24 protein-coding genes and 2 pseudogenes are annotated in these 24,228 nt (G+C 59.8%); 10 read left to right on the top strand and 16 right to left on the bottom strand.

Annotation, left to right across the window (positions count from 1 at the left end):
- The first annotated feature begins 118 nt into the window (after positions 1-118).
- From CAF77_RS14735 to CAF77_RS14725, 3 genes are all read left to right on the top strand, one after another.
- On the top strand, positions 119-1,540 hold the full coding sequence (locus tag CAF77_RS14735) for an MFS transporter (RefSeq protein WP_007951130.1): 1,422 nt from the start codon (positions 119-121) through the stop codon (positions 1,538-1,540).
- Between the two features lie 153 nt (positions 1,541-1,693).
- On the top strand, positions 1,694-2,260 hold the full coding sequence (locus CAF77_RS14730; RefSeq protein WP_064383700.1) for a hypothetical protein: 567 nt from the start codon (positions 1,694-1,696) through the stop codon (positions 2,258-2,260).
- 154 nt (positions 2,261-2,414) lie between these two features.
- Entirely contained in the window at positions 2,415-2,876 is a 462-nt protein-coding gene (locus tag CAF77_RS14725) for a hypothetical protein (RefSeq protein WP_064383701.1), read from the top strand.
- 46 nt (positions 2,877-2,922) lie between these two features.
- Here the strand turns inward: CAF77_RS14725 and CAF77_RS29740 are convergent.
- The 6 genes and pseudogenes from CAF77_RS29740 to CAF77_RS14700 form a co-directional block, all read right to left on the bottom strand.
- Positions 2,923-3,351 (bottom strand): annotated as a pseudogene (locus tag CAF77_RS29740) (methyl-accepting chemotaxis protein); the annotation flags it as partial.
- Positions 3,352-3,471: 120 nt separating this feature from the next.
- A pseudogene (locus tag CAF77_RS29735) lies at positions 3,472-4,242 on the bottom strand (PAS domain-containing protein); the annotation flags it as partial.
- A 592-nt stretch (positions 4,243-4,834) separates the two neighbouring features.
- Positions 4,835-5,848: an ABC transporter substrate-binding protein gene (locus CAF77_RS14715; RefSeq protein WP_064383706.1), complete on the bottom strand. Its 1,014-nt coding sequence runs from the start codon at positions 5,846-5,848 to the stop codon at positions 4,835-4,837.
- Complete coding sequence (locus tag CAF77_RS14710) at positions 5,845-6,390, bottom strand: sigma-70 family RNA polymerase sigma factor (protein ID WP_064383708.1); 546 nt, start codon at positions 6,388-6,390, stop codon at positions 5,845-5,847. The genes CAF77_RS14715 and CAF77_RS14710 overlap by 4 nt, the downstream gene beginning before the upstream one ends.
- A gap of 127 nt (positions 6,391-6,517) precedes the next feature.
- Complete coding sequence (locus CAF77_RS14705) at positions 6,518-7,309, bottom strand: phosphate/phosphite/phosphonate ABC transporter substrate-binding protein (RefSeq protein WP_064383710.1); 792 nt, start codon at positions 7,307-7,309, stop codon at positions 6,518-6,520.
- Between the two features lie 7 nt (positions 7,310-7,316).
- Positions 7,317-8,258 (bottom strand): fatty acid desaturase, encoded by a 942-nt coding sequence (locus CAF77_RS14700; RefSeq protein ID WP_064383713.1) that lies wholly within the window; start codon positions 8,256-8,258, stop codon positions 7,317-7,319.
- A gap of 350 nt (positions 8,259-8,608) precedes the next feature.
- On the opposite strand from CAF77_RS14700, the gene CAF77_RS14695 reads away from it, so the two are divergent.
- Positions 8,609-9,028: a GNAT family N-acetyltransferase gene (locus CAF77_RS14695; protein WP_064383715.1), complete on the top strand. Its 420-nt coding sequence runs from the start codon at positions 8,609-8,611 to the stop codon at positions 9,026-9,028.
- On the opposite strand, the gene def is transcribed toward CAF77_RS14695, so the two are convergent.
- From def to CAF77_RS14680, 3 genes are all read right to left on the bottom strand, one after another.
- Positions 9,029-9,568, bottom strand: a complete 540-nt coding sequence (def, locus tag CAF77_RS14690; RefSeq protein WP_064383716.1) for a peptide deformylase — start codon at positions 9,566-9,568, stop codon at positions 9,029-9,031.
- Positions 9,569-9,570: 2 nt separating this feature from the next.
- Positions 9,571-10,521, bottom strand: coding sequence for a YihY/virulence factor BrkB family protein (locus tag CAF77_RS14685; protein ID WP_064383717.1), 951 nt, complete (start codon positions 10,519-10,521; stop codon positions 9,571-9,573).
- Between the two features lie 177 nt (positions 10,522-10,698).
- Positions 10,699-10,890 (bottom strand): CsbD family protein, encoded by a 192-nt coding sequence (locus tag CAF77_RS14680; protein ID WP_011335596.1) that lies wholly within the window; start codon positions 10,888-10,890, stop codon positions 10,699-10,701.
- 197 nt (positions 10,891-11,087) lie between these two features.
- Between CAF77_RS14680 and CAF77_RS14675 the strand changes: the two genes are divergently transcribed.
- Positions 11,088-11,465, top strand: coding sequence for a hypothetical protein (locus CAF77_RS14675; protein WP_007951149.1), 378 nt, complete (start codon positions 11,088-11,090; stop codon positions 11,463-11,465).
- A gap of 168 nt (positions 11,466-11,633) precedes the next feature.
- Here CAF77_RS14675 and fadD1 read toward each other — a convergent pair whose 3' ends face one another.
- Both fadD1 and fadD2 read right to left on the bottom strand, forming a co-directional pair.
- Complete coding sequence (gene fadD1 / locus CAF77_RS14670; RefSeq protein ID WP_064383718.1) at positions 11,634-13,331, bottom strand: long-chain-fatty-acid--CoA ligase FadD1; 1,698 nt, start codon at positions 13,329-13,331, stop codon at positions 11,634-11,636.
- 347 nt (positions 13,332-13,678) lie between these two features.
- Complete coding sequence (gene fadD2, locus CAF77_RS14665; protein WP_064383719.1) at positions 13,679-15,367, bottom strand: long-chain-fatty-acid--CoA ligase FadD2; 1,689 nt, start codon at positions 15,365-15,367, stop codon at positions 13,679-13,681.
- A gap of 248 nt (positions 15,368-15,615) precedes the next feature.
- On the opposite strand from fadD2, the gene CAF77_RS14660 reads away from it, so the two are divergent.
- Both CAF77_RS14660 and CAF77_RS14655 read left to right on the top strand, forming a co-directional pair.
- Complete coding sequence (locus CAF77_RS14660; protein ID WP_085654843.1) at positions 15,616-16,560, top strand: alpha/beta hydrolase; 945 nt, start codon at positions 15,616-15,618, stop codon at positions 16,558-16,560.
- Positions 16,561-16,603: 43 nt separating this feature from the next.
- Positions 16,604-17,074, top strand: a complete 471-nt coding sequence (locus tag CAF77_RS14655) for a MaoC family dehydratase (protein WP_085654841.1) — start codon at positions 16,604-16,606, stop codon at positions 17,072-17,074.
- Between the two features lie 124 nt (positions 17,075-17,198).
- Here CAF77_RS14655 and CAF77_RS14650 read toward each other — a convergent pair whose 3' ends face one another.
- Positions 17,199-17,666 (bottom strand): PA2169 family four-helix-bundle protein, encoded by a 468-nt coding sequence (locus tag CAF77_RS14650; RefSeq protein WP_039766107.1) that lies wholly within the window; start codon positions 17,664-17,666, stop codon positions 17,199-17,201.
- Between the two features lie 205 nt (positions 17,667-17,871).
- On the opposite strand from CAF77_RS14650, the gene CAF77_RS14645 reads away from it, so the two are divergent.
- Positions 17,872-18,108, top strand: a complete 237-nt coding sequence (locus CAF77_RS14645; protein WP_064383721.1) for a DUF3820 family protein — start codon at positions 17,872-17,874, stop codon at positions 18,106-18,108.
- A gap of 30 nt (positions 18,109-18,138) precedes the next feature.
- Positions 18,139-19,320, top strand: a complete 1,182-nt coding sequence (locus CAF77_RS14640; RefSeq protein ID WP_085654839.1) for an aminotransferase class V-fold PLP-dependent enzyme — start codon at positions 18,139-18,141, stop codon at positions 19,318-19,320.
- Here the strand turns inward: CAF77_RS14640 and CAF77_RS14635 are convergent.
- The 4 genes from CAF77_RS14635 to zwf all read right to left on the bottom strand — a co-directional run bounded on the left by CAF77_RS14635 (position 19,317) and on the right by zwf (position 23,082).
- On the bottom strand, positions 19,317-20,033 hold the full coding sequence (locus CAF77_RS14635; protein WP_085654838.1) for an intradiol ring-cleavage dioxygenase: 717 nt from the start codon (positions 20,031-20,033) through the stop codon (positions 19,317-19,319). The genes CAF77_RS14640 and CAF77_RS14635 overlap by 4 nt on opposite strands.
- 199 nt (positions 20,034-20,232) lie before the next feature.
- Positions 20,233-20,898 carry a bifunctional 4-hydroxy-2-oxoglutarate aldolase/2-dehydro-3-deoxy-phosphogluconate aldolase gene (locus CAF77_RS14630; protein WP_064383724.1) on the bottom strand — a complete coding sequence of 222 codons (666 nt, stop codon included), beginning with the start codon at positions 20,896-20,898 and terminating at the stop codon, positions 20,233-20,235.
- A 17-nt stretch (positions 20,899-20,915) separates the two neighbouring features.
- On the bottom strand, positions 20,916-21,629 hold the full coding sequence (gene pgl / locus CAF77_RS14625) for a 6-phosphogluconolactonase (RefSeq protein ID WP_064383725.1): 714 nt from the start codon (positions 21,627-21,629) through the stop codon (positions 20,916-20,918).
- Positions 21,616-23,082, bottom strand: a complete 1,467-nt coding sequence (zwf, locus tag CAF77_RS14620; protein WP_011335604.1) for a glucose-6-phosphate dehydrogenase — start codon at positions 23,080-23,082, stop codon at positions 21,616-21,618. Before zwf ends, pgl begins: the two co-directional genes overlap by 14 nt.
- 226 nt (positions 23,083-23,308) lie before the next feature.
- On the opposite strand from zwf, the gene CAF77_RS14615 reads away from it, so the two are divergent.
- Complete coding sequence (locus CAF77_RS14615; RefSeq protein WP_169842436.1) at positions 23,309-24,169, top strand: MurR/RpiR family transcriptional regulator; 861 nt, start codon at positions 23,309-23,311, stop codon at positions 24,167-24,169.
- The last annotated feature ends 59 nt before the right edge of the window (positions 24,170-24,228 follow it).

Raw genomic sequence — 24,228 nt, 5'->3', positions numbered from 1 at the left:
AATTGGTAAGCGGATATTGCAAGAAATCGGCGGTTTACCGCGCCAACCGCCGATATAAACAATCCTTGATTTCCGATAGCAGGCTAAGCTTTTCCATCAATAAAAAATGGATCAGCCCATGACTGCACACGCCCCCGCCGCGCAACGCGACGGCATCGACCCGATACGCGCCGCCGAGATTTCCGCCCGCATCGACCGCCTCCCGGCAGTCGCCACGATCTGGCGGCTGGTGGCGCTGCTGTCGATCGGTGGTTTCTTCGAACTCTACGACCTGTTCCAGACCGCCTACATCAGCCCCGGCCTGATCCGCGATGGCATCTTCGCCACCGGCAATCAGGGCGTGTTCGGTTTCTCCGATCAGGCCGCGTTCGCCTCGGCGACGTTCCTCGGACTGTTTCTCGGCGCCAGTCTGCTGAGCCCGATGGCGGATCGCTTCGGGCGGCGGGCGATCTTCACTTTCGCGCTGGTCTGGTACACCGTCGCCACAGTTTTAATGGGCGTACAGAGTTCAGCGCTGGGGATCATCTGCATGCGTTTTCTGGTGGGTATCGGCCTCGGCATCGAACTGGTGACCATCGACGCCTACCTCTCGGAACTGGTGCCCAAGCGCATGCGCAGTTCGGCGTTTGCCTTCGCGTTTTTCGTGCAGTTCCTGTCGGTGCCGGCGGTGGCGCTGATGTCCTGGTGGCTGGTGCCGCAGGCGCCGTTCGGGGTGTCCGGCTGGCGTTGGGTGGTGCTGGCGAGCGCGGTGTTTGCGTTGTTCATCTGGTGGCTGCGCAAACGTCTGCCGGAGTCGCCGCGCTGGCTGGCGCAGCATGGCCGCTTCGATGAGGCGAACCGGATTCTTGACGGTATCGAGGCGCGTTGTGAGAAGGATCACCGCCAGCCACTGGACGCTCCGGAAGCAGTAGCCGTCGATGTCGAGGGCAAGGGCCGTTTCGCCGATATCTGGCAGCCACCGTACCGGCGCCGGGCACTGATGCTGATCGTCTTTCACATCTTCCAGGCCATCGGTTTCTTCGGCTTCGGCAACTGGCTGCCAGCGTTGCTTTCCGGTCAGGGTGTCAGCGTCACCCACAGTCTGATGTACGCGTTCATCATCACCCTCGCCTACCCGCTCGGGCCGTTGCTGTTCGTCAAATTCGCCAACCGCTTCGAGAACAAGTGGCAGATCGTCGGCTCGGCCCTCGGCGCCATGACTTTCGGCACCCTGTTCGCGTTGCAGACCAGCGCCTTCGGCCTGATCTTCTGCGGTGTGATGATCACCTTCTGCAACGCCTGGCTGAGCTTCAGTTATCACTCCTATCAGAGCGAACTGTTCCCCACCAACATCCGCGCCCGGGCGGTGGGCTTCTGTTACTCCTTCAGCCGTTTGTCGACGGTGTTCAGCAGCCTGCTGATCGGTCTGTTCCTCGATCACTTCGGCACGCCGGGCGTGTTGGCGTTCATCGTCGCCAGCATGCTGATCGTGATGCTGACCATCGGCTACTTCGGCCCTCGCACCCGTAACCTGGCGCTGGAAAACATCGCCCATCGCTGACGGACAACGGTCATCCTCTGCCACCCTCCGGCAAGGGATGACCGCTTTGCCGGTTCACCAAAAACCACAAGCCATTGAAGTAAAAGCACTTATTCAACAGGCACGGTAATTGCTAACCAGGGCTGACAGTCATTACCTACAGGCCCTTTCATCATGTTGGTCAGTGCAAAACAACAGCAAATCATTCACCTGCCCAAGCCGCTGAATGACGATGCAACCGCCACGGCCGCGGCCGGCCTGCAAGGCGGCCTGCACGGCGCGATGCTGCAGACCCTGCAAAACCAGGCCCAGGCGCAAACCGCCGAAGCCACCGCCAAAGTGCAGGAATCGGCTACCCAACTGGCGACCCGGCAAGTCAGCGAAGCCACGCGCATCAGCGACAACGTCGACGAAGCGTTCGCCAAGACCCGCGTCGCCCTGCAAACCTCCGATACTTCGCCGAGCAAATCCACAGGCTCATCGGCCCTGGATGAATTCAAGGACTACATGAGCAAAACGCCGGAACAGCGTCTGCGCGACAGTATCCTGAAGGAAATGGGCCTGACCGAAGACGACATCAAAGCGATGCCGCCGGAGAAACAACTGGCGATCGGCAAAGAGATCGCCGAGCGTCTACAGGACAAGATCAAGCTGGCCGAAGCCGAAAAACAGAACAAGCAAGACGCCAACTCGACGAAGATCAGCGACCAGTCGGCGGACAAGTTCCTCGCTTCGCTCTAAGACGATCCCTTCCCTCAGCAGAGTCTCACTCGAGACTCTGCCCTCACCGTACGGTTACCGCTAGTCGATTTCTTACTCCCGAGAGTCGATACCTGTAAGTTCTGACAGTTGTCCTCCCCTTCAAAGCTGAAACAACATCAACCGTGGAGGAGCAATGTCGCTCCGCCAGCAGCTCAGCCAAGAAAAGGAATTAAAAATGAACGTGGAAAACAACGCAGTTGGGCTATTTGGTTTAAAAGTGAGCGAAAACGGTGGCCCGGAAGAAACCATCACCACTAATGAGCTCTTTTTCACCGTCACCTCAAAAAATCTACGTGTCGGCGGTTTCCAAGTAGGTCCCAACGGGTTACGAGGTGCCCAAGTGGACATCTATGGTGAGATCAAAACTGGCACATATCCCTTCACAAAGGACCTTAGCGTCACTGGTTTTTATAATCAAAACGGATTGGTCAGCTCTTGGCCTGCAGATGCAGAGGGCGGGGAAATAACAATTCTGGAAGTAGACGATACGAAAAAGTTTGCAAGAGGAACCTTCAAGTTCAGGGCAGAAGAGCGTGACAACCCGTCCAATTATGCAAATGTCATTGGTAGCTTTTCCTTGACCGAAAAAGAGTGATCGAGAAAATTTTGCCCCTCTATACAGAGGGGCAATTCCCAAGTCGCTACTCTATTCTCAACGTCTCATTGAACTGACTGATCGCATCCACCACATGCCGCGAGCCCTGCTGAATCTCCCGAATCGCATCCCCCGCCTCGTTCGCCAGTTCCACCCCGAGCCCGGTGCGGCTCAGGCTCGACTGCATGCTCGACACTGCGCTCAGTGACAACTCATGGTTCTTGCGCACCACGTCGACGATCTCCACGGTCGCTTGGCTGGTTCGCGCCGCGAGGCTGCGCACCTCGTCCGCCACCACCGCAAAGCCACGCCCGTGCTCACCCGCCCTTGCCGCTTCGATCGCCGCGTTGAGCGCCAGCAGGTTGGTCTGGTCGGCAATCCCGCGAATGGTCTGGACGATGGTGCCGATGATGTCCGACTGCTTGCTGACCGCATCGATGCTCAGCGCCGCTTCGTTGAGGTCGCGGGAAATGTCCTGAATGATCTGCACCGTTTGCTGCACGACCTGTGAGCCTTTTTGCGCGCAGGCGTCGTTTTGTACAGAGGTGCTGTGGGCCGATTCCGCAGCGGTCTGCAAGGTGGTCATCTGGTGGGTGATGTCACTGGCGAACTTCACCACTTTGTACAACCGGCCTTTGGCATCGAACAACGGGTTATACGAGGCTTCGAGGTAAACGGTCTGCCCCGACTTGTTCTTGCGTTCGAAGCGGTGCGAGTGATATTCGCCGCGATTGAGCGAGGCCCAGAACGCCTTGTACTGCGCGGACTCGGCCTCGACCCGGTGACAGAACAGGCTGTGGTGATGGCCGACGATTTCGTTGAGCGAGTACTGCATGGTCTTGAGGAAGTTGTCGTTGGCCGTGATCACATTGCCTTCCGGGGTGAACTCAATCACCGCCATCGAGCGACCGATCGCCGCCAGCATGCTCTCTTCTTCCTTTTCCTTGTTCACGCGCGCGGTGATGTCCGCCGCCACTTTGATCACACTGCGGACCTGTTTGTCCGGGCCATACACCGGCATGTAACTGGCTTCGAGCCAGATTTCCCGACCGCTTTTGTTCAAGCGCAGGAAAGTCCCGCTGATGGGTTCGCCACGGGCCAGGTCACGCCACAACTTGGCGTATTCCTCGCTGCGATAAAATTCTTCTTCACAAAAAATCCGGTGATGTTTGCCACGCACTTCTTCGGCGCTGTAGCCCATGGTCTTGCAGAAGTTGTCATTGGCATCCAGCACGATGCCCTCGGGGGTGAATTCGATCATTGCCATCGAACGGCTGATCGCCGCCAGCTTGGCGTTGGCTTCGGTCAGGGCACAGCTGAAACGTTCGATTTCCTGCAGATCAGCCTTGTGATGTAGGTTGAACATGTCTCGATCACCTTCCGCGCGTTCTTTTGATTTGATGAAAGTTCAGGTCTTTCAGAATCCACCACTACGTTCCACAGAACAGGCACACGCCTTCCTCCACGGGAGGAAGTTGTCAGGTGATAAACGATGATTAATCGGAGAGTCCATGCGACGACGCTCTAATCAAGGCATCCTTTTCTTGATAGCCCGCAGGCGGGCCATTCCTAACGTGTAGAAGAACTTCCATTTAGAAACATGCTCCTTGTCGGTTCAGTGTCCGGTGCCTTCGGTTGCGCACTCTGGCAGCTTTGTTCACGGCTAACCGATTGCCGTCTGAGCGCTTTGAATGGCGGCCGACATAGTTAGTTATGAATGAGCATAGACAGCGCGAATGCTTGCGCAAGGCCACTAGTCGGCCAGCAATGAGGGAATTCGGACAGGAAACGGACGAGAAACGGTTCAGCGCAAAAAAGGCTTGGTCTGGTCGAACGCCATCGCGGGCAAGCCACGCTCCCACAGGTACCACGCAGGCTTGAACATTGCGCAGAACCTTGTGGGAGCGGGCTTGCCCGCGATGGCGTCGGTGCAGCACTACAGAAACATCAGAAAAAAACTACAGACTGCTGCTCACCTTGTTCGCCACATCACCCGGTACCCAGGGCTTCCACACTTGCGGTTGATCGCGCAGGAACGCCTCGGCCACCTGACGTGGCTGCTGGCGCTTCTCGCTCATCCCGGCCAGGGTCTGGTTCAGCAGATCGATCGGCAAGTCGACTTTCTCAAAGAACGTCACCAGCTCCGGATACTGGGCCTTGAACGGCGCCGACACGCCAATCGCCAGGCTCGCCGGCATCGAGCGGGTGCCTCTCGGATTGGGGTTGTTGGCATCGGCCAGGGTTTTCCAGGCTTCGGCGTCGAACGGCGGCTCTTCCAGCTTCACCAGTTTGAAGCGACCGAGCAGCGGCGTCGGCGACCAGTAGTAGAACAGCACCGGTTTGCCGCGCTTGATCGACGACGCCACCTCGGCATCCAGCGCCGCGCCGGAGCCGGTGCGGAAGTTGACGAAGCTGTCGTTCAGCGCATACGCCTTGAGCTTCTGGCTGTTGACGATTTCCGAGGTCCAGCCGGTCGGACTGTTGAGGAAACGCCCACGGCTCGGGTCTTCCGGGTCCTTGAACACATCCTTGTAGCGCGGCAGGTCGGCCACCGATTTCAGCTCCGGCGCCAGCGGTTTGATCCCGCGCTCGGGGTCACCCTTGATCACGTATTCCGGCACCCACCAACCTTCGGTGGCGCCCTTCACCGTGTCGCCGAGGCCGAACACCTTGCCCTCGGCGGCAGCCTTGACCCACGCCGGACTGCGCCCGGCCCACTCTTCGCCGATCACCTGAATGTCGTTTTTCGCCAGCGCAGCTTCCAGGCTGACGGTGCTACCCGGCAGCGTATCGGTCGGGTAGCCATAACCTTTTTCAACGATCAGGCGCAGCACTTCGGTGATGAAACTGCCGCTTTCCCAAGTGATATCGCCGAAGTGAATCGGCGTGGTTTTTTCCGTGGCCACGGCATGGCCGGCCGTCAGGGTCAGGGCCAGCAGCGAACTGCCGAGCAGGGTTTTGAGCGATCTCATGCGGACCTCTTGTTCTGGGAGGAAATCAGGGTTTGGTTGGCGCTGTGGCGATTGCACAGGGCCTGGGAACGGGTCATGTACAGGCTCACCGAACGCTGGGAGATGCCCAGTTCGGCAGCGATTTGCGGGTAGGTCAGGCCGTCGATGCGCGCCAGCAGAAAGGTCGAGCGCACCTTGCCCGGCAGGCGCTGGAGCGTCCGATCCAGGTGTTTGAGACTCTGCGACAGGTCGGCGAGCTCTTCAGGAGACGGGGGGTGATCGAGGTCGCCCTGTTGCAATTGATGCAGATGCCGACGCTCCAGATCGCCCCGCCGCCAGCGCTCGTACAGCAGGCGTTGGGCGATGGTGGTGAGCAAGGCGCGGGGTTCGCGGATGGCGGTCAGGCCGGGGGCTTCGAGCAGCTGCGCGAAGGTTTCGGCGGCGATGTCTTCGGCCGTGGCCGCATCATTCGATTGCCGACGCAGACGTGTGCACAACCACTGGTAATGGTCGCGAAACAACGTGTTCACATGATTGCGATGGGATGAGTCGGCGCCGGACATGGGGGCTCCTTGGTCAAGGGTCGCTGAATGTCCGGTCGTCCGGTGGCGCGATCCTAGCAAGGTGCCTTATGCGTTAAAAATACTTAAAAAGAATTTTTATATTCCATTAACGAATTACAAGAAGCCGCTAGCGCAGGCGGCCATAACCCAGCTCTTCGGCCTCGCGCTGGTAATCCAGCAGGACGAGGTAATCGCTTTCGCTGGCGGGCAGGACTTCGGGCAAACCGAGGATGCGGGCCACGTCGGGCAAGTCCTGAAGACTACGGTTCATGGCCCGGCGCAGGTGTTCGATCTGCTGGTCCGTCGTACTGGCCGCAGTGATAAAGGGCAAGGTCGGGCTGAACGCACTGCGCGCCACCACCCGTAATCCGCTGACCTCTGCGGCGGCGTATTGCGCCAGGTACGCAAAGGTCACGCTGTCGATGGCCGCCAGATCGGCACGGTCTTCGCGCAACCAGCGCAGGCTTTCGCGGTGGCCACCACTGATGCCGACCGTGGCGAAAAACTGCCCGTCCCGGTGCAACGGCGCCAGACGCTGACGCAACAGGTTCATGCCGCTGTTGGAGTCGTCGCTGTTGATCACCCCGCGACTGTCGAAAAATGCCGCCAGACTGCGGCGCGAATCATCGGCGCGGGCGAGGATCAGGCTGCAATGGTTGCCGGCGCTGGCGTCCGGCAATTCGTAGCGCGGACGACCGACAATCCTCACCTGCCCGCGCAGCGCGGTCATCAGCGGATAGCCGCAGGTCTGGGTCAGCAGCAACTCGGGTGAGCGCCAGAGTTCCAGCAGCGACAGGCCTTCGGCATCGAGCCGCGAATGGCCCAGGTGTTCGAGAATCCGCGCCAGCCATTGCTCGTTCGCCGCGCGTATCGGCTCGGGTGCGATGTACATCAACAACTCTGCGTAACCTGACGGCATGCTGGCCTCAAATAAACGGATGCTGCGGGCTGTCGATCGGCTTGATGCCGTGCCGGCGCCACAGTTGCCCATAACCTTGCACCAGAAATCCGCCACTGCGCGCCACCCATTGCTCCCGGCGCATGCGGTAGGCCTCGGGCAAGTCGTACCACGAAAGCTTCGGCAAGTCGTGATGCACCAGATGAAAATTCAGGTTCAGGAACAGCCAGCGCCACGGCCATCCGGCTTCGTTGAGCACCGTGCGCTGCTCCGGTTGCGTATGCGGCCGATGTTCATAGTAGGAGCGAACCATCGCGATCGACAGCGCCGGGACGCTGATCAAAAACAGGTAATGCCAGATCGGCAACACGCTGTAGCGGGCGATGAAAAACAGCATCAGCACGGTCAGGGCGCCGTGGGTCAGCCACATCAGCCTGGCCTGGCGCTCGCCGCTTTTCAGACGTTGCAATTCTTCACCGGCCAGCGCCAGCAATGCCAGCGGTGCGCCAAGAATGAAGCGGCCCAATACGGTCTTGTTCAGCCAGTGCAGGCTGCGTTCGAACAGCGAACTGCCCTGCCAGCGTTCGGCACTCATGTAACGGCTTTCGGGATCGACACCGGGGATCGTCAGGTCTTCATCGCGATGGTGCTGCAAATGGCTGTCGCGGTAGAGCGTGTAGGGATACCACACCGCGAATGGTGCATAACCGAGGAGTTTGTTGACGAAGCTCCAGCGCGTCGGATGACCGTGAAGCAATTCGTGCTGCACCGACAGCCACAGCACCAGCAGCGGAATCAGCAGCAGCGTGCTCCACCAGACGCCGATACGTTCGCTGCCCAGCACAATCGCGAACCAGCCGCCGTATACGCCGATCAGCAGCAGCCAGGTCGGCCACTCGGTGCGCGCGGTGAAGCGCTGACGCAGGGTTTCGATCTGTTGGCGATGGGCATCGTCAAAATAGTGGGGCATGGCGTGGCTCGGAACGAGGGTCTGATCGTTCTGTGCAACACCGACGGGAAATCTTGCAGATTATTTTTGCGGTTTTTTTAAGGACGCTGATTTCAAGGACAAGACAGGAGCCCGGATCCGGGCTCCTGAACGGCGCGATCAATGGCCAAAAATGTCGACTTTTTTCGCCCTTTTCTCGTGGCGTTTCTCGATGGCGGTCTTGGCCGGTTTCTTCTTCGCGGCTTTCTTCGAATCCATACCTTTGGACATGATGCGTACTCCACTCAGAGGGGATGTGAGATCAGGTATACACCTATCCCGGCGGGCACGTTGTTTTATAATCCGCAGCTTTTGCACCGGCAGTCCGATTCATGACCGACATCCGTTTCAGCCAGCTCGACGACCTGTCCTGGCCCTTGATGAACAAGTTCTACCGCCAGCATCAATCGTCGATGAAAGCGGTGCGCGAGGCGCAATTGTGGGTGGCGCGGCGTGAGGAAATCGTGGCGGCGCTGTGCCTGCGGCCGGTGTTCGGCGGGCATTGGCTGACCGGGTTGTTCGTTGATCCGGCCTGCCGCGAACAGGGCATCGCTGCGCAATTGATCGCGGCGGCGGTGAAAGATGTGGAGGCGCCGGTGTGGCTGTTCTGCCATCCGGACTTGCGTGGATTCTACGAGCGGCGCGGCTTCACCTTCGACCCCGCCCTGCCCCAGGCCATGGCCGAACGTTTGAGCCGCTATGCGCGGAGCAAGCCGATGATTGCCATGGAGCTCGCACCGCGCGTGTTTTAGTCAGTCGTCCGCGTTGGGATCGAGGTCCGGAAACATCACTTCGGTGAAACCGAATTTGCTGAAATCGGTAATGCGCGACGGGTACAGGCGCCCAATCAGGTGATCGCATTCATGCTGCACTACCCGCGCATGGAAACCAGAGGCCACGCGCATGATCGGCTCACCCTTGGGATCGACACCTTCGTAGCGGATCTGCTGGTAACGGTCCACCGCGCCCCGCAGGCCGGGCACCGACAGGCAACCTTCGAAGCCCTCTTCCATCAGCGGGCTGAGCGGCGTGATCAGCGGGTTGATCAGGATCGTCTGCGGCACGGCTTCGGCGTCCGGGTAGCGTTCGCTGTGCTCGAAGCCGAAGATCACCAGTTGCAGATCGACACCGATCTGCGGCGCGGCCAGGCCGACACCGCCGACGCTTTCCATGGTCTGGAACATGTCGTCGATCAATTGCCACAGCTCGGGACTGTCGAGCATTTCAGCGGGCACTGGCGGGGCGATGCGCAGCAGGCGTTCGTCGCCCATCTTCAGGATTTCACGGATCATGGTCAGGCTTCGTCAGTGTTCGGCTTGAGCGAATGATCGCGCCCTAGGCCGGAAACGTGTTGTTTGGGATGTTCATCGAGTTCGCCGGGGACTTTCTCGCCCGAATCCTTGCCCTCGCTGGACATATGTTCGATGACCGCATTCATCTCCGCGCCGAGCAACAACACGGCGGAGGAAATATAGAAATACAGCAACAGCACGATGATCGCACCGATGCTGCCATACATCGCGTTGTAGTTGGCGAACGTCTTGACGTAGAACGCGAAGCCCAGGGACGCGATGATCCAAACCACCACCGCCAACACCGAGCCGGGGGTGATGAAGCGGAATTCCTGTTTGACGTCGGGCATCACGTAGTAGATCAGCGCCACGGCCACCATCATCAGGATCACGATCACCGGCCAGCGGGCGATGGTCCACAGGGTGACGATGACTTCTTCCAGCCCGACCTGCGCGGCGATCCAGCCCATCACCTGCGGCCCGAGCACCATCAGCGCCGCGGCCACCAGCAGCATGCCGGCGATGCCGACGGTGTAGATGATCGACAGCGGGAAGCGCTTCCAAAGGGGCCGGCCCTCGACCACGTCGTAGGCGGCGTTCATCGCGCTCATCATCAAGCGCACGCCGGCAGACGCGGTGTACAGGGCGATGACGATACCCACCGAAAGCAGGCCGCCCTTGGATTGCTGCAGTTGATCGATCACCGGGTTGACCTGCTCCAACGCCTGGGGCGGCAACACCAGCTCCGATTGCAGGCGCAGCCAGGAGAAGAAGTCCGGCAGATGCAGAAAACCGATCAGGGCAATCAGGAACAGAATGAACGGGAACAGCGAGAACAGCATCTGGTAGGCCAGTGCCGAGGCATAGGTCGACATCTCGTCGTCGACGAATTCGGTGACCGTGCGCACCATCACCCGGTGCAGGGGCAGACCTTTCATGTCGGGAAAAATCATTCGCGTCTCCTTTCGCCGCAAAACAGGTTGAAGTCGTGGCGACTCAGGGGCCGTTTTTCTCTCATCAAAGTAGCTTAATTGGCGACTTTGAAACACTGTGATCCGTGACCGCATGTGAGCGGGATACGAAAACGGCCATCCTTGGATGGCCGCTTCGCTGTTTCGTTCAAGGCCTGATCAGGCCTTGTCGACGCCTTTCTTGATCGCGTCCTTGGCTTTGCCCACCGCTTGCTGGGCCTCGCCTTTCTTCTCTTGCAGTTTGCCTTCGGCTTGCAGTTTGGTGTTGTCGGTGGCTTTGCCGACACCCTGCTTGACGTTGCCGACCGCTTCGTTGGCCATGCCTTTCACTTTATCGCTCGTGCTACCCATGGTGATTCTCCTTGGAACATTAACGGGGAAAGTCAGTACGTAATGATTGACTGGCCCGGTTTGCGCCAAGTTTCATTTATTTTCAGGGTTTCATTTCGTCGCGACGTGCAGGTTGGGCTTTATGTTTGCGAGCGTTGCCCCGAGAATGCCCACCACAAGGGCGCCAGGCGCCACAGAACCGATCCCGCAGGAATGTTATGAAACTCGATAAAAAGCAGGCCATCGCCCGTCGCAACCAGGAACTGGGCGGTGCCGTGCTCGGCACCAACAACTGCCACTTCGCCGAACTGAACCGCAACCGCAACATCTGGTGGTTCGACTTGCCGGTGTCGCGTCTGGCGATCGGTCAGTACGAGTGGATTCACCTGTTGATGCACACCCCGGCCACCGACGAACTGCTGCACCTGAAAGTGCCGACCGTGTTCCTGCGCGAGAAACTCGAAGGCCTGGTGATCCGCAACGAAGGCAAGCGCAAGGCGGCCCTGAGCCTGGAACTGAGCGCCGACAAGGACTCGTACCTGCAGGACATGCGCCCGGCGGGCACCAATGTGAACTTCGCGCCGTTCCGCCAATAAAACACTCATGCTGATCGTTCCCACGCTCTGCGTGGGAATGCCGCCCCGGACGCTCCGCGTCCAGCACGGCAGGGACGCAGAGCGTCCCGGGATGCGTTACCACGCAGAGCGTGGGAACGATCAAGCGGTAAACCAACAAAAAGCCCCGCATCTGCGGGGCTTTCTGTTTTATGCGGCGCTTTTCGCCTTGATCTTCTTCAGCTCTTCGTCGCGCAGTTCGCGGCGCAGGATCTTGCCGACGTTGGTGGTCGGCAGCGCATCGCGGAATTCCACCGAACGCGGCACCTTGTAGCCGGTGACGTTGGCGCGCATGTGCTCCATCACCTGCTCCTTGGTCAGCGTGACGCCCGGTTTGGCGACGATGAAGATTTTGATCGCCTCGCCGGATTTTTCGTCCGGAACGCCGATGGCCGCGCACTGCAACACGCCCGGCAAGGTCGCCAGTACGTCTTCCAGCTCGTTCGGGTACACGTTGAAACCGGAGACCAGAATCATGTCTTTCTTGCGATCGACAATGCGCATGTAGCCGTCCGGCTGGATCAACGCGATGTCACCGGTTTTCAACCAGCCTTCGCTGTCGAGCATTTCATCGGTGGCTTCCTGACGCTGCCAGTAGCCCTTCATCACTTGCGGACCCTTGACGCACAGCTCGCCGATTTCGCCCAGCGGCTGCTCGACACCGGCATCGTCGATGACTTTGCACAGGGTCGAAGGCACCGGAATGCCAATGGTGCCGATCTGAATGTTCTGGATCGGGTTGACGGTGGCAACCGGGCTGGTTTCGGTCATGCCGTAACCTTCGCAGATCGGGCAACCGGTGACCGCTTTCCAGCGCTCGGCCGCGGCCAGTTGCAGGGCCATGCCGCCGGACAGAGTGACTTTCAGCGCCGAGAAATCCAGCTTGCGGAAACCTTCGTTGTTGCACAGGGCCACGAACAGGGTGTTAAGGCCGACGAAACCGCTGAACTTCCACTTCGACAGCTCCTTGACCATCGCCGGCAGATCGCGCGGGTTGCTGATCAGGATGTTGTGGTTGCCGATCAGCATCATCGCCATGCAATGAAAGGTGAACGCATAGATATGGTAGAGCGGCAGCGGGGTAATCAGGACCTCGCACCCTTCGTTGAGGTTGGAGCCCATCAGCGCCTTGCACTGCAGCATGTTGGCGACGAGGTTGCGATGAGTGAGCATCGCGCCCTTGGCCACGCCGGTGGTGCCGCCGGTGTATTGCAGTACCGCAACATCGCCGCTGTCCGGGTTGGCTTCAGCCACCGGCTGGCCCTGGCCCTTGCTCAGCACATCGTTGAACTTGATGGCTTTTGGCAAGTGATAAGCCGGAACCATTTTCTTCACGTACTTGATGACGCTGTTGATCAGCAGACGCTTGATCGGCGGCAGCAGGTCGGCGACTTCGGTGACGATGACGTGTTTGACGCCGGTTTTCGGCACCACGGCTTCGGCCAGGTGCGCCATGTTCGCCAGGCACACCAGCGCCTTGGCACCGGAGTCGTTGAATTGGTGTTCCATTTCCCGCGCGGTATACAGCGGGTTGGTGTTGACCACGATCAGCCCGGCACGAATGGCACCGAAGACGGCGACCGGGTACTGCAACACGTTGGGCAGTTGCACGGCGATTCGATCACCGGGCTGCAAGTCGGTATGCTGTTGCAGATAAGCGGCAAACGCACCGGACAATTCGTACAGTTCACCGTAGGTGAGGGTCTTGCCCAGGTTGCTGAACGCCGGTTTGTCGGCGAAGCGTTGGCAGGATTGCTTCAACACTGCCTGAATATTCGGGTACTCGTCTGGATTGATGTCGGCAGCAATTCCAGCGGGGTACTTATCCTTCCAAAAGTCTTCGATCATGGAAGCCCACTCCTCAGCAACGCGAATTCAGCACCGCATTTGATGCGATTATTATTGGTGTTTGTTTATTGGTGAGTCTGGCTTTTTACAAGGCCGAGAAGTCACAAAGCGCGCCGAGAGTAGCAGCTTTGCCAAGGGTCGACCAGAGCCAAAAGCGGCCCACATGGTCACTTTAATGACTCAAGAACTATTGGCAGTCATTTTAGAGCAAAAATCCTATAAGACCTTGAAAGTCCCGGTTTTCGGGGACAACGTCGCGGATAGAAAGCAAAAATCGCAGCCTCCCGCAGCTTGAAGTAGCCGCCAGAGACTGCGATTTTTCGTACTCAACGGGTACGCATCACCGATCAGGCGATATCGCGCAACTCCCTCCGCAGAATTTTCCCGACAGGCGTCATCGGCAACGACTCACGCAGCACGATGTGTTTCGGCACCTTGTAAGCGGTGAAATTCTCTTTGCAGTAAGCCTTCAGTTCTTCCAGGCTCACCCCGGTTTCCCGCGCCACAACGAACAGCTTCACCGCCTCCCCGGAGCGTTCGTCCGGTACGCCGATCACCGCGCAGTTGGCGACTTTCGGGTGGGCCATCACCACGTCTTCGATCTCGTTCGGGTACACGTTGAAACCGGAGACGATGATCATGTCTTTCTTGCGGTCGACGATGCGCACGAACCCGTCCGGGTCGATCACCGCGATATCGCCGGACTTGAACCAGCCTTCGCCATCCAGCACTTCGGCGGTGGCCTCGGGCTTGTTCCAGTAGCCCTTCATGATCTGCGGGCCCTTGATGCACAACTCGCCGCGCTCGCCCAGCGGCTGCTCGACGCCGTCGTCGTTGATGACTTTCAACAAGGTGCCCGGCACCGGCAGGCCGACCGTTCCGATCCGCGACAGCTCGCCGTACGGATTGGTGCAGGCCACCGGCGAGGTTTCGGTCAGGCCGTAACCTTCGGTGATCCGGCAACCGGTGAGCTGTTCCCAGCGTTCGGCCGTGGCCTTGACCAGCGCGGTGCCGCCGGAGTTGGTGAGCTTGAGGGTGGAGAAATCCAGGGTCTTGAAGTCCGGATGATCCATCAGCGCGACGAACAGGGTGTTGAGCCCGAGCAGCGCCGAGAATTTCCAGTTCTTCAGCTCCTTGATGAAGCCGCCGATGTCACGCGGGTTGGTGATCAGTACGTTGTGGTTGCCTGACACCATCATGCACATGCAATTCGCGGTGAAGGCATAGATGTGGTACAGCGGCAACGGCGCGATCATCACCTCCTGCCCTTCGCGCAACAGCGGCTGGCCGTCGCTGCCGAACTGACCGAGACAGGCGCGCACCTGCTGCATGTTCGCTACCAGATTGCCATGAGTGAGCATCGCGCCCTTGGCCAGGCCGGTAGTGCCGCCGGTGTATTGCAGGACGGCGATGTCATCGAGGCCGACCTTCAGCGGCTTGATGCCCAGACCCCGGCCCATGCGCAACGCGCTCTTGAAGGAAATCGCCTGGGGCAGCGAATACGCCGGCACCATCTTCTTCACTTTGCTGACCACAGTGTTGACCAGCCAACCTTTGGCGGTGGGCATCAGATCGCCCATCTTCGCTTCGATCAGATACTGAATGTCGGTGTCCGCCAGCACTTCCTGAACCTTCTGGCCGAACATGTTCAGGTACACCAGCGCCCGGGCACCGGAGTCCTTGAACTGGTGACGCATCTCCCGCGCGGTGTACAGCGGGTTGGTGTTGACCACGATCAGCCCGGCGCGCAACGCGCCGAACACGGCGATCGGATAATGCAGGACGTTGGGCATCTGCACCGCGATGCGATCCCCCGGTGCCAGATCGGTGTGGGCTTGCAGATAACCGGCGAACGCGGCGCTCTGGCGCTCCAGCTCGGCATAGGTCAGGGTCACGCCCATGTTGCTGAACGCCGGGCGATCAGCGAATTTCTTGCAGGAACGCTCGAACACCTCGATCACCGACTTGAACTCACCCGCATCGATGTCCAGGGGTACGCCCGCCGGGCGTTTGTCATTCCAGAAATCAGGTTGCATTGTTCTTGTCCTCTTTACCTGAGCCGATCCGGGGCCGCTTCGCTGTCATTTCTTTCTGTCCCTGAAAAAGCCGAGAGCAAAAAGCGGGGCTTCACGGACACTAGCAGCTATGGTCAATCAGGCAAATATGAGCAAGGTCCTCATTGATCGTGTGAATCTTCCTGCCGTGGCGTGAGCTGATCGGACGCGCTATACAATGCAACCTCTGCACGACGCTTGAGCAAAAACAGGCCGCAAAAGGAATCGCCATGATCCACGACACCTTCTGGCTGGACGCGAGTGACCGCAGCCGCCTCTTCGTCAACCAGTGGCTGCCGAACGCGCCGCTGAAAGCGGTGATTCTGCTGGCCCATGGCATGGCCGAACACAGCGGTCGCTATGCACGGCTGGCAGAGGCGTTCTGCGCTGAAGGCTACGGTGTGTACGCGCCCGATCAGCGCGGCCACGGCAAAACCGCCGATCATGGGACGCGGGGGCATTTCGCCGATGACGATGGCTGGTGCAAGGTGGTCGGCGATCTGGCCAGCCTCAACCAGCACATCGGCCAGCGCCATCCGGGCGTGCCGATCGTGCTGCTCGGGCACAGCATGGGCAGTTACATTGCTCAGGCTTATTTACTGCATCACAGCGCCAGCCTGCACGGCGCGATTCTCAGCGGCTCGAATTTCCAGCCGGTCGCGCTGTACCGCGCGGCCCGGCAGATCGCCCGTTTCGAAAAGCTGCGCCAGGGCGCCAAGGGCCGCAGCGCACTGATCGAGTGGCTGTCATTTGGCTCGTTCAACAATAAATTCAAACCGGCGCGCACCGCGTTTGACTGGCTCAGTCGCGACCCGGTCGAGGTCGACAAGTACGCCACCGACCCGTTGTGTGGCTTTCGTTGCACCAATCAGTTGTGGATCGACCTGCTCGGCGGGTTGCAGCAAATCAGCAAAGCGTCCAATCTCGCCCAGATTGATCCGGGCCTGCCGCTGCTGGTGATTGGCGGCGAATGTGATCCGGTGAGCGAAGGCAAGCGTCTGACTGATCTGGCCAACGCCCTGCGCGCAGCCGGCAGCCAGAACCTGCAACTCAAGATCTACCCGCAAGCGCGGCACGAATTGTTCAACGAGAGCAACCGCGACGAAGTGACCGCCGATGTGCTGGCCTGGATCGAACAGGCCCTGAGCCATCGCCGGCCACACCGCAGCGAATAATTTTTTTGTGGATTCATTTCATCCGTCACAGGAATTCAGACCCATGACCCAGGTTACCAACATCCCTTACGAAGCCCTCGAAGTGGGCCAGACCGCGAGCTACAGCAAGACTGTCGAAGAACGCGACATTCAGCTGTTCGCCGCGATGTCCGGTGACCATAACCCGGTGCACCTGGACACCGAGTTCGCCGCCGCCAGCATGTTCAAGGAGCGCATCGCCCACGGCATGTTCAGCGGCGCGCTGATCAGTGCGGCGGTAGCTTGCGAGCTGCCTGGGCCGGGCACCATTTACATCGGCCAGCAGATGAGTTTCCAGAAGCCGGTGAAGATCGGCGACACCCTGACCGTACGCCTGGAAATCCTCGAGAAACTGCCGAAATTCCGCGTGCGCATCGCCACGCGCGTATTCAACCAGCGCGATGAGCTGGTGGTGGACGGCGAGGCCGAGATCCTGGCGCCGCGCAAGCAACAGACCGTTACCCTGCCGACGTTGCCGCCGATCAGCATTGGCTGATGCATTGCACAACACAAAAGTGGGAGCGGGCTTGCTCGCGAATGCGGTATATCAGCAAGATTATCGTTGCCTGATACACCGCATTCGCGGGCAAGCCCGCTCCCACATTGTGTTTCAGTGAAGCTTACGAGCGTGCGCGAGCCTGGTTACGCAGCGCTTTCACCTGGTCGTGATTGCGTTGCACACCGTGGTACTGGCGTTCGACCAGATCACGAATGCCGACCAGGTTGTGTTTGTTGATCTTCTCGATCGCTTCACGATAAGCCTTCAGGGCGTGGTCTTCACCGCGCTCGGCTTCATTGAGCACCGCTTCTTCGTCCTTGCCGGTGAACATCGCTTTGACGTCGACCCAGCGACGGTGCAGATCACCGCTCACACTGGTCGAAGTTTCCGGATCGCCACCCATCGAACGCACCGCTGCCTGCAGCTCGGCCGCTGCCGTGGCGCAATCGGCAGAACGCTGGGTGAACAAGGTTTTCAGCTCAGGGTGCTTGATGTCTTCAGCGCAGGTCTTGAAGCCTTCCTGACCATCCTTGCTGGTTTCGATCAGGTCGTTGAGGACGGAGATGGCTTCTTTATTCATGTCAGTCATTTTTCAATTCCTTGCGTGGGTGAAAGATGCAAGGAGTGTTGCAGTGGTCGTGCCAGCTTTTCGAAAAGAAATTAATCGTTAATTTTCAATAACTTATAAATAAAACGAAAATCTGTATGCCTGTTATTTGCATGATCTGTCATTTGGCCTGCATGCAGAATGCCTGTATTTTCCGAAGTGTTTTCAAAACCAGACGATTCCAACGATGAACCCTGAAAAGCTCGAACTGCTGATCACCCGCGAAATGCCCTTCGGCAAGTACAAGGGCCGGATCATTGCCGACCTGCCAGGTCCCTACCTGAACTGGTTTGCCCGGGAGGGTTTCCCTAACGGAGAACTCGGCGGCCTGCTGGCGCTGATGCAGGAAATCGATCACAACGGCCTGTCGGAACTGCTCGAACCGCTGCGCGCCAAACACGGCAAACCTGCCCCGCGCCATTGAGGCGTCACCCTGATCCGAGTCGAGTCGACCATGCCCGATAACACCCGCCGCGCCCGAGACGAAGTCTTCTGGCAAACATTCGCCGACCGTTACGACCGCCACCCCGGCCCGGTGAATCTGGAAAATGGCTACTTCGGGCGCATGTCGCGCACGGTGGTCGAGGAGTACCAGCGCAACATCGAGTTGATCAACAACAGCAACTCGATCTACGTGCGCCAGCGTTTCGAACAGCACGACAGCCTCGACATCCGCGCGCAACTGGCCGAGCTGATCGGCGTCCGCGCACAAAGCGTGGCCTTCACCCACAACGCCACTGCCGGCCTGCAATCACTGATCCGCAACTACAACCGTCTGCAACCTGGCGACCAGGTGCTGATCTGCGATCTGGAGTACGACACGGTCAAGGGCGCCATGCGCTGGCTGGCAAAGCATCGCGGGGTCGAGGTGATCGAGATCGAGCACGCCCACCCGGCCAGCTTCGACAGCCTGCTGGCGACTTACCGCGAAGCCTTCATCCGCTATCCGAAGCTCAAGCTGATGGCGCTGACTCACGTCACCCACCGCACCGGGCTGGTGATGCCGGTGCAGGCCATTGCCTCGCTGGCCAAGGAGCACGGCGTCGACATCATCCTCGATGGCGCCCATGCCCTTGGTCAGATCGAGTTCGACCTGGAAGCGCTGGGCATCGCCTTCGCCGGGTACAACCTGCACAAGTGGATCGGCTCGCCGCTGACCCTCGGCTTTATCTACATCGCCCCGCAGCGCCTGGCCGACATCGACCCGGACATGGGCGAGATGCATTTTTCGGCTGGCGATATCCGTTCGCGCACGCCTTACAGCACGCCGAACATTCCGGCGTTGATGACCTTGCCATTGGTGTTCGAGGAACACCGAGCACTGGGTGGCGCAGCCGCCAAAGGCGCGCGGATGAATTACCTGCGCAACCTGTGGGTGAGCGCCGTACGCAACCTGCCGGGCATTGAAGTCATGACCCCGGACGATCCGCGTCTGTATTGCGGCATCACCTCGCTACGCTTTACCCGCCATGCCGACCAGCAGGCGATGGTCGAACGCCTGCTCAACGACTACAACCTGTTCACTGTCGTGCGCAACGGCGCGGCCTGCGGGCCGTGTATCCGTGTCACGCCGTCGCTGACCACGACGGCGGCGGAGATTCAGTCGCTGATTCTGGCGCTGAATGAACTGCGTTAAACCGTGTACTTGTCGAAGTCCTCGGGCTTGATCTGCGACGACACCGCAAAGGTGTCGATGCCGATCGTGAGTTGGCCGAAGTAACCGTCTTCGTGCGAGTCGCGGCCGATCGGCCACACGGTCAGGGTCGAGGCTTCACCGCCCATGCTGGTGTAGTAGGCATCGTCGGCGTTGCACACCGGCACCGAGCTGCGCCCGCGGTAAGCCTTGGCATTGAGCACGCTGCGGGAAACCACTTCCGGAAAATACAGCTGCCCGACCCAGGCCACGTTGCGCTCCTCCAGGTATTCGTTACCGGCGACGATGCGCACCGCCACGTGAATATGCAGGGCTCGGCCGGCATAAAAACCCGGATAGATCGTGGTAAAGCGCACCGCCCCCTTATGGTCGCTGAACTGACCACCGCGCAGGTAGGTGTCATCGTCGGTTCGCGGGATCGAGCCGACGTCCTCGACGTCGACTTCCAGATCCGGGTTCACCCGGCTCCAGCCGGAATAGGCGCCACGGGCATTGCAGTGCCAGATATCCACCAGTGCACCGCTGACCGGCTCGGCGGTCATGGCATCGACGATGGTCAGGCGCAGCAACAGCGGCAGGCCCTCGGCATCCTCGCTGATGTTGCGGCGCAGCAGTCTGGGATTGCGGAAATAAGGCCCGGCGACTTGCTCGGGGGCCAGTTGATAAATCGATGGTGATGAAGGCTGGTTATCCATGACGCGTTCTCTCTTCCATAAGATGAACGCAGGTTAGCGCCACAGGCAAAGCCAGGTGCGGTAACTATGTATCTCGAAATAACGTATCTCGAGATAACGAAGGTTGTCCCAGGCAAAAAAAAACGGTGCGCCGACCAAGCGCACCGTTAAAGCCGTAGAACACACAACGAAGTGTAGGGTTGCAACTAATTGAAGAGCATCAGTCCAGCAGCGCCAAAGCCTCGGCGGTGCATTCCTGAATACGGGCCCAGTCGCCGTTCTTGATCCACTCAGGATCGAGCATCCAGCTACCGCCCACGCACATGACGTTTTTCAGCGCCATGTAGCTCTTGATGTTGGCCGGGCCGACGCCGCCGGTCGGGCAGAATTTCACTTCGCCGAACGGGCCGCCGAGGGCCTTGATGGCCGCCACGCCGCCGCTCACTTCCGCCGGGAACAGTTTGAAGCGGCGATAACCCAGGCCATAGCCTTCCATGATGCCGGAGGCATTGCTGATGCCCGGCAGCAGCGGGATCGGGCTCTCGACGCTGGCTTCCAGCAGGTCACGGGTGATGCCCGGGGTGACGATGAACTGCGAACCGGCAGCTTCAGCCGCGGCCAGCATATTGCGGTCGAGCACGGTGCCGGCACCGGTCACCAGCTCCGGGCGCTGTTCGCGCAGGATCTGGATCGCCTTGAGGCCGAACTGCGAACGCAGGGTCACTTCCAGCGCGGTCAGACCGCCGGCGGCCAGGGCGTCGGCCAGCGGCAGCACGTCCTGTTCGCGGGCGATGGTGATCACCGGCAGGATCCGCGCCTTGGCGCAGAGGCTGTCGATCAGGGCAACTTTGTCCGCCATGGAAACGGTCGGGGATGGGGTTTTCATAGCGGCTGTTCCTTGGCTCATGGGCACCAGTAAATCTCTAACGTAGGTTGCAGAAACGCGCGAACCGGCATGGCGGCGACGTCGTTGGATGCCAGTGCGGCATTCAGGGTGGTCAGTTTCGACTGACCGGAAATCGACAGAATCTTGTGCCTCGCCGACGCCAGCAGTGCACGGCTCATGGTCAGGCGTTGACGCGGCACACTCGGCGCGAGCATCGGCCAGCAGCGACGGGTGCCGTCGGCTTGCAGGGCTTCGGCCAGGTTCGGGCTGTCCGGGAACAGCGAGGCGGTGTGACCGTCATCGCCCATGCCCAACACCAGCACGTCGATGGGCGGCAACTCGGCGAGCAAACGATCGGCCTGCTCCGCAGCCTGCTCGACATTGGCCGCCGCGCTGTAGAGGCTGAGGAACTGCGCCTTGGCCGCCGGGCCCTTGAGCAGATACTGCTTGAGCAGACCGGCGTTGCTGTCGGCGTGTTCGACCGGCACCCAGCGTTCGTCGGCGAGGGTCACGACGACCTTCGACCAGTCCAGTTCCTGCTTGGCCAGGTGCTGGAAAAACGCCACCGGACTACGGCCGCCGGACACCACCAGCACGGCGTTGCCGCGTGCCGCCAACGCTTCGCTCAATTGCTTGGCGACATTCAGCGCCAGGCCTTCGGCGAGCAGCACCGGGCTCTTGAATTCATGGGCATTCACGCCCTCGGGCAGTTTCACATCAGATATCGCCATACCACGACCTCCCGTCCCGCGTGATCAATGCAATGGAGCTCATCGGCCCCCACGACCCGGCCGCATACGGCTTGGGCGCGTCACCGGATTTTTTCCACCCGGCGATCAGCTGGTCACACCATTTCCACGCGGCTTCGATTTCATCTTTACGGACAAACAGGTTCTGATTGCCGTTCATCACTTCCAGCAACAACCGCTCGTAGGCATCGGGGATTCGAGCGCTGCGCCAGGTGTCGGAAAAATTCAGTTGCAGTGGGCCGCTGCGCAGTTGCATGCCCTTGTCCAGGCCTTGCTCTTTGGTCATCACGCGCAAGGAAATGCCTTCGTCCGGTTGCAGGCGGATGATCAGTTTGTTGCTGATCTGCAGGCGCTGCTCGGGGGCGAAGATGTAGTGCGACGGTTCCTTGAAGTGGATGACGATCTGCGACAGTTTCTGCGGCATACGCTTGCCGGTACGCAGATAGAACGGCACCCCGGCCCAGCGCCAGTTGCGGATGTCGGCACGCAGGGCGACAAAGGTTTCGGTGTCGCTCTGGGCGTTGGAATTCGGCTCTTCGAGGTAGCCCGGCACGGACTTGCCTTCGCTGTGCCCGGCGATGTACTGGCCGCGCACCACTTGCGTGGTCAGGCCTTCCGGACTGATCGGCGCCAAGGCCTTGAGCACCTTGACCTTCTCGTCGCGGATGCTGTCGGCGGACAGGTCGGCCGGCGGGTCCATGGCGATCAGGCAGAGCAGTTGCAGCAGGTGGTTCTGGATCATGTCCCGCAGCTGGCCGGCCTTGTCGAAGTACCCCCAGCGGCCTTCGATACCGACCTTCTCGGCCACGGTAATTTCCACGTGGGAGATGTAGTTCTGGTTCCACTGGGTTTCGAACAGACTGTTGGCGAAACGCAGGGCGATCAGGTTCTGAACGGTTTCTTTGCCCAGGTAGTGGTCGATGCGGTAGGTGCGGTTCTCCGGGAAGAACTGCGCCACGGCGTCGTTGACCTTGCGCGAGGATTCGAGGTCGGAGCCGATCGGTTTTTCCAGCACCACGCGGGTGTTTTCCGCCAGACCGACGTTCGCCAGATTCTCGCAGATCGCGCCATACACCGCCGCCGGCGTGGCGAAGTAGGCAATCATGCGTTGCGTGCTGCCGGCCAGTTCGGCCAGCGCCACATAATCTTCAGCCTTGAGGAAGTCGACGTGCAGGTAGGTCAGGCGCGCCAGAAAGCGCTCGGCCACGGCCTCGTCCAGTTCCTTGCCCACGTAACGGCGCAGCTCGGCGGCGATGAACGCCAGGTGCTGCTGCTCGGTGCCCGCCTCACGGGCCAGTGCGATAATGCGCGTGTCCTCGTGCAGCAGGCCGGCGCCATCAAGATGATAAAGGGCAGGAAACAGCTTGCGCAGGGCCAGATCGCCCAAGGCGCCGAACAAGGCGAAGGTGCACGGTTCAACCGTAATCGAAGGCATGATGTTTGTTCTTTTATCAAGTTAAGCTACAAATACCTTTTTTCAAGGCATCACTCAAGGGAAAATGTAGTAATAACCACAACATTTTCGCAAAATACAGATTCCGAGTGGTGGTCGGTCGGAGCCATCAGTAGGATAGGCCACCGTCACGGGCCACATCAAAGGCCCAATTTGCATAGCCGCGCGCTTATCGGCGCCGGTGAATCTAGGAATTCTTATGGACCGCGTGCGAAATTTACTGGAACAGATCCAGAGTCGCCTTGAAGAGCTGAACAAGGCCGAACGCAAAGTCGCCGAAGTGATCCTGCTCAACCCGCAGCAGGCCACCCGCTTCAGCATCGCCGCCCTCGCCCAGGCGGCGTCGGTCAGTGAGCCGACGGTCAACCGTTTCTGCCGTTCGTTCGGTGTCAGCGGCTACCCCGAACTCAAGCTGCAACTGGCCCAGAGCCTGGCCAGCGGCGCGGCCTATGTCAGCCGCGCAGTGGAAGCCGACGACAATCCCGAGGCCTACACGCAAAAGATTTTCGGCAGTGCGATCGCATCCCTGGACAGCGCCTGCCAGGCGCTGGACCCGAACCTGATCAGCCGCGCCGTCGACCTGTTGATCCAGGCCCGGCAGATCCACTTCTTCGGCCTCGGCGCTTCGGCTCCGGTAGCTTTGGATGCGCAGCACAAGTTCTTCCGTTTCAACCTGGCGGTGACGGCCCACGCCGATGTGCTGATGCAACGCATGATTGCCTCGGTGGCGCACACCGGCGAGCTGTTCGTGATCATTTCCTACACCGGGCGCACTCGCGAACTGGTGGAAGTGGCGCGCATCGCCCGGGAGAACGGCGCTTCGGTGCTCGGCCTGACCGCCGAGAACTCACCGCTGGCCAAGGCCAGTACCCTGAGCCTGAATATTCCGCTGCCGGAAGACACCGACATCTATATGCCGATGACCTCGCGGATCATTCAGTTGACCGTGCTGGATGTACTGGCGACCGGGATGACGCTGCGTCGCGGGGTGGATTTCCAGCCGCATCTGCGCAAGATCAAAGAGAGCTTGAATGCGAGCCGGTATCCGGTGGGTGACGAGTTCAACTAGTTCGCGCTGATCGTTCCCACGTTCTGCGTGGGAATGCCTCAAGGGACGCTCTGCGTCCA

This window comes from Pseudomonas sp. R15(2017), from assembly GCF_002112685.1.
Taxonomy (GTDB): domain Bacteria; phylum Pseudomonadota; class Gammaproteobacteria; order Pseudomonadales; family Pseudomonadaceae; genus Aquipseudomonas; species Aquipseudomonas glycinae.
The sequence above is the reverse complement of the archived record's forward strand: the minus strand, read 5'-3'. Positions and strand labels throughout refer to the sequence as shown.